Here is a 4,175-nt window from a genome sequence, read left to right as displayed (position 1 = left end):
CCCGGCGGCGATCCGCAGCAGGCGGTGATCCTGGCCGTTGCGCGCCACCAGCATCAGGCCGACATGCAGCCCCGACACGGGCAGGGGCAGCGAGATCGCGCAGCAATCGAAGAAATTCCACACCGAAGTGTTCCGCAGCAGCGCGATGTTGGCCGTGGTGAAGGCCTCGTCGCTGGCCACCAGTTCGTCAATCCTCGGCGCCGGGATCGGCGTGGTGGGCAGCACCATGGCGTCCAGATCGGCCATCCGGGCGTCCATGGCCCGGATCAGCGTCGCCCTGCGCCGCTGCATATCGATGTAGTCGGCTGCCGTCAGGCTGCGGCCGCGCTCGATGCGGGCCCGTACCCTGGGATCGAAATCGCCCGCCCGGCTGTCCATCCAGGCGCGGTGGATCTGGAAGGCCTCGGCGGCGGCGAAGCCGCCCTTGGCGTTGACGGCCGCCATGTCGTCCAGCAGTGCCGCGATGCTCTCGTCGGCCACCCGGGCGCCGGCCTGGCCGAGGCGGGCCAGAGCCGCCTCGTAGGCCTTGGCGACATGGGCATCCATGTTCTCCAGCAGCAGGCCTTTCGGCACGCCGAGCCGCAGGCCGGCTACCGGGGCCGGCTGCAATGCGACGGGCTCTTCGCCCGCCATCACCGCATCGGCCAGCGCGCAGTCGGCAACGCTCTTCGCCATCGGCCCGATGCTGTCCAGGGCATACGAAAGCGGGAATCCGCCCTCGGTCGGCACCCGATACTGGCTCGGCTTCCAGCCGACGATGCCGCAGAGCGCGGCCGGGATGCGGGTCGAGCCACCGGTATCGGAGCCGATGGTGATCTCCGACATGCCGTCGGCGACGGCAACCGCGCCGCCCGAGGACGAGCCGCCCGGAATGCGGCTGCGGTCGGCCGGATTGCCCGGCGTGCCGTAATGCGGGTTGATGCCGACGCCGGAGAAGGCGAACTCGGTCATGTTGGTCTTGGCCACGATCACCGCGCCGGCGGCACGCAGGCGCGCGATGGCCGGTGCATCCGCCGTGGCCGGCGGCCGGTCGCGCAGGATCTTCGAGCCGGCCGTGGTCGTCTCGCCGGTTACGTCGAACAGATCCTTGATGCTGACGATGCGGCCGTCCAGCGGGCCAAGGCTCATGCCCAGCCTGGCCCTTGCATCGGCCGCATCGGCGGCAGCGCGGGCCTGCTCGGTATAGGTCCGCAGCACGGCGCGGCTGCCTTCGCCGGACGGATCGGCGATGCGGGCAAGGCAGGCTTCCAGCCTGTCGCGGGATGTCTGGGGCGTGGAAGTCTGGGTCATGGGGAAACCTCCGGACGGCGTGTGTTTTTCCGCACTATCGCCTATTGGTCGCGGGCCGCAAGGGCTGGGCAGCGGCGGAAAACAGTCCAGATACATTCCCGGGAGCCAGATGAGTTTTATCGCCATATATGGCCGCGTCCTCGGCCTGCTCAAACCCGAACGGCGCCTGGCCATCATGCTGGCGCTGGCCAATGTCGGCCTGGCCGGCGTGGGTTTTCTCGAACCGCTGCTGTTCGGCCGCATCATCGACGTGCTGGCCTCGCCGCCAGGCAGCGGAGACACCTGGCCGCAGACCATCCGGCTGCTGCTGCTCTGGGGCGCCGCCGGCACCACCGGCATCGTCGCCGGCATCCTTGTCGCGCTGCATGCCGATCGGCTCGCGCATCGCCGGCGGCTGGCGGCGCTGGCCACCTATTTCGAGCATGTGCTTAGCCTGCCGGCCGCGTTCCATTCCGGCACCCATTCCGGCACCCTGCTCAAGATCATGCTGCAGGGCGGCGACAACCTGTTCAGCATGTGGCTGGCCTTTTTCCGCGAGCATCTCTCCACCTTCGTCGCCGTCATCGTGCTGCTGCCGCTGTCGCTGTACCTGAACTGGCGGCTCGGCATCCTGCTGGTGGTGCTCATCGCCATCTTCGCCACCCTGAGCGCGCTCGTGATCAGCAAGGCCCAGCGCGCCCAGGGCGAGGTCGAGGCCTATTACTCCGAGCTGGCGATGCGCGCCCATGACGCGCTCGGCAATGTCGTTCTGGTGCAGAGTTTCGTGCGCCTCGCGCTGGAAGCGCGCGATCTCGCCGGCGTGATGGAGCGCCTGCTGGCGGCGCAGTTCCCCGTCCTCAATCTCTGGGCGCTGATGACGGTGCTCAGCCGCATGGCGGCCACGATCATCACCATCTCGATCTTCGTGCTGGGCAGCTGGCTGAACAGCCAGGGCCGCGCGACGGTGGGCGAGATCGTCACCTTCATGGGCTTTGCCACCATGCTGATCGGCCGGCTGGAAAACGCCATGGGCTTCATCTCCAACATGTTCTTCCAGATGCACAAGCTGAAGGAATTCTTCGACGTGCTGGATACCGAGGCAGCGGTGCGCAACAAGCCCGATGCGGTGCCGCTGGCCAATGTCCGCGGTCACGTCGCCTTCGACCATGTGACACTGTCCTACGGCGATGCGCGCCAGGCGGTGATCGACATGAGCTTCGAGGCGCCCGCCGGAACGACCGTGGCGCTGGTCGGCCCCACCGGTTCGGGCAAGACCTCGTCGATGGCGCTGCTGAGCCGCCTGTGGGATCCCACGGCCGGTCGTATCCTGATCGACGGCATCGACATCCGCAATGTCACGCTCGACTCCCTGCGCAGCAATATCGGCGTCGTCTTCCAGGACAGCGCGGTGTTCCACCGCTCGATCGCCGACAATATCCGCATCGGCCGGCCCGAAGCCTCCGACGACGAGGTCGAGCAGGCGGCGCGCCAGGCCGAGGCGCATGACTTCATCATGAAGCAGCCGCAGGGCTACCAGACGCTGGTCGGCGAGCGCGGCGTGAACCTGAGCGGCGGCGAACGCCAGCGCATCGCGATCGCGCGCGCGCTGCTGAAAAACCCGCCGATCCTGATTCTCGACGAGGCGACGTCGGCGCTGGATGCCGCCACCGAGCAGCGTATCCAGAAGGCGCTGAACGGCCTGATGCAGGGCCGCACCACCTTCATCATCGCGCACCGGCTGGCAACCGTGCGCCAGGCCGACCTGATCCTGGTGCTGCAGAACGGCCGCATCATCGAGCGCGGCAGCTTCGACGAACTGGTCGCTCAGGGCGGACTGTTCGCCGAGCTGGTGCGGACCCAGTTCGCCGGTGCCCACTGAGCCGCCGGATCAGGTCAGTTGCGAGCCAGTTGCATCCCGTTCGAGCCAGTTGAAGCCGGTTGAAAGCCAGTTCGATCCCGTTCGATGCCAGTTCAGTCCCGTTGAGCGCCAGTTGAGTCCCGTTCAATCCCGTTGAATCCCGCGCAAGCCCCTGGTTGTTGGCGCCAAGGCACTGATTTTCCTGCTTCACAATGTCCAACAGCGTGGCCCTTGCCGGATAAATCGGCGCAACATGCCTGTCCGGAACCCGGCCAATTGCAAAACAGCATATTCTCTTTTTGTTCTTTTTGCAAGAGAGAACGCAGAATCCTCACCGCCAGACCCGCCGCAGGGTGTCGCCCTGCGGCGCCGGTTCGGGGGCGGGTGCAGGTGCGGGCTTTGTCTCGACGGGCCGGGTCGCCTGACGCGCCTCCCAGGCTTTGCGCATCACCTCATGGCCTTCGATGCTCTGCACCGTGAGCTCGCATTCCACCGCGATTGCCTGCAGGGTCGGCTTGTCGATCTTGGCGTAGTTCTTCATCTTCTGCATGACGCATTCCTCGCGGCTGGGCGTCACGCCGGGCGTATAGAAGACCTCTTCCCCGCGGCCGGGCCAGAGTGCATAGACCAGTCCGACCAGCACCGGAACGACCACGATGGCCGTGGCCAGGGTGCTGGTATGGCGACGCAGAGCGAGGGGGATGCGGATGTCGACCTCCGGGGTTGCGGTCTGCGGTCCAGCAGAAACGCCCCAGGCCGGCAAGTCAACAACCGGTCCGCATCAACCGTCCAGAAACGGCAGCTTCAGGCCCTGCTGGCGGGCGCAGTCGGCGGCGAGTTCATAGCCGGCATCGGCATGGCGCATGACGCCGGAGGCGGGATCGTTCCACAGCACGCGCTCCAGCCGCTTCGCGGCCGCTTCGGTGCCGTCGGCGACGATCACCATGCCGGCATGCTGCGAGAAGCCGATGCCGACACCGCCGCCATGATGCAGCGAAACCCAGGTGGCGCCCGAGGCGGTGTTCAGCAGCGCGTTCAGCAGAGGCCA

3 protein-coding genes and 1 pseudogene are annotated in these 4,175 nt (G+C 67.0%); 1 reads left to right on the top strand and 3 read right to left on the bottom strand.

The window, feature by feature from the left end; genetic code table 11:
• Positions 1-1,290, bottom strand: a 1,290-nt coding sequence (locus VKZ87_RS03855; protein ID WP_324219931.1) for an amidase, incomplete at its 3' end; no start/stop codon positions are given.
• A gap of 109 nt (positions 1,291-1,399) precedes the next feature.
• On the opposite strand from VKZ87_RS03855, the gene VKZ87_RS03850 reads away from it, so the two are divergent.
• Positions 1,400-3,148, top strand: a complete 1,749-nt coding sequence (locus VKZ87_RS03850) for a glucan ABC transporter ATP-binding protein/ permease (protein WP_324219930.1) — start codon at positions 1,400-1,402, stop codon at positions 3,146-3,148.
• Positions 3,149-3,458: 310 nt separating this feature from the next.
• On the opposite strand, the gene VKZ87_RS03845 is transcribed toward VKZ87_RS03850, so the two are convergent.
• Positions 3,459-3,890: a hypothetical protein gene (locus VKZ87_RS03845; RefSeq protein ID WP_324219929.1), complete on the bottom strand. Its 432-nt coding sequence runs from the start codon at positions 3,888-3,890 to the stop codon at positions 3,459-3,461.
• Between the two features lie 18 nt (positions 3,891-3,908).
• Positions 3,909-4,175: pseudogene (locus tag VKZ87_RS03840) on the bottom strand (urocanate hydratase); the annotation flags it as partial.

This window comes from Ferrovibrio sp., assembly GCF_035304305.1.
In the GTDB taxonomy this organism is placed as follows: domain Bacteria; phylum Pseudomonadota; class Alphaproteobacteria; order Ferrovibrionales; family Ferrovibrionaceae; genus Ferrovibrio.
The sequence above is the reverse complement of the archived record's forward strand: the minus strand, read 5'-3'. Positions and strand labels throughout refer to the sequence as shown.

What these genes read in the sequence shown, in the direction of transcription:
- VKZ87_RS03850 (WP_324219930.1), top strand. Translation starts at nt 1,400, where the DNA reads ATGAGTTTTATCGCCATATATGGCCGCGTCCTCGGCCTGCTCAAACCC.